Genomic DNA, 987 nt, shown 5'->3' on the forward strand with positions numbered 1-987 from the left:
CGGCATTGATCACCAGTTCGGTCGGTGCGGCAGGGGCGGTGATATCCGGTGCGGTGATTTGGGCGGGCAGCGAGGAAACGCCGCTGTCATCAATGGCGACCACGTCCAGCAGTTCGCCGTTGGCCTGGGCCGGGTCGAGGGTAACGGTGAAGCTGCCGTCGGGGCCCGCCACCACACTGCCAATCAGCGTGCCGTTGGCGTCATGCACTTCCACACGGGTGCCAGCCGGCGCGGTACCGGTGAGGGTGGTGCCATCAGCATCGATGGCCAGATTGCTCGGGCTGTCGGGCGCGGTGGTCAATGGTACGTCGTACTCGGTAGCCACCGAAGCGTTGCCGCTTGGGTCGGTCTGCACCAGGCTCAACAGCTCGCCCGGCTGTGCGGCTGGGGCGAGGTCGATCAGGAAGGTGCCGTTGGCACCCACCACACCCGTGCCGATCACGGTGCCATTGGCATCGCGCACTTCCACAGTGGCACCTGGCTCGCCGCGACCGCTCAGGGCCAGGCCGTCAGCACCAACCGTAATATTGGTTACTGCCTCAGGTGGGGTGATGTCCGGCGCATCGAATTGCAGTGGCGCCGAGGCGTTGCCGGCGGCATCCACCAGACGCACATCGAGCGCTTCACCGTTGGCCTGGGCAGGCGACAAGGTGAGGCTGAACAGGCCGTCGGCACCGACGACACCGGTGCTAATCAGGTTGCCGGCAGCATCGCGCACTTGCACGGTAGCGCCAGGCTCACCGCGACCGGTGAAGGTGACGCCATCGGCCAAGGCCAGGTCAGTCGGTTGTGCAGGCGGCAGCAAGTCAGCCGAGGTGACCGAGCCCGGTTGGGATACGTTGCCGGCGGAGTCGGTGAGGGTGACTTGTAAGGTGCTGCCATCGTTCACGGCAGGGTCCAGGGCGATGACGAAGGTGCCATCTGCAGCGACGGTGCCAGTCGCGAGGATGTTGCCGGCCGCGTCACGTACCTGCACGGTGGAGCCGG

General features: G+C 66.4%; 1 protein-coding gene. It reads right to left on the minus strand.

From position 1 onward, the window contains the following. On the minus strand, nucleotides 1-987 hold a 987-nt coding region (locus V7787_RS52840; RefSeq protein WP_336095457.1), incomplete at both ends, for an Ig-like domain-containing protein.

This window comes from Pseudomonas sp. CGJS7 (genome assembly GCF_036961695.1).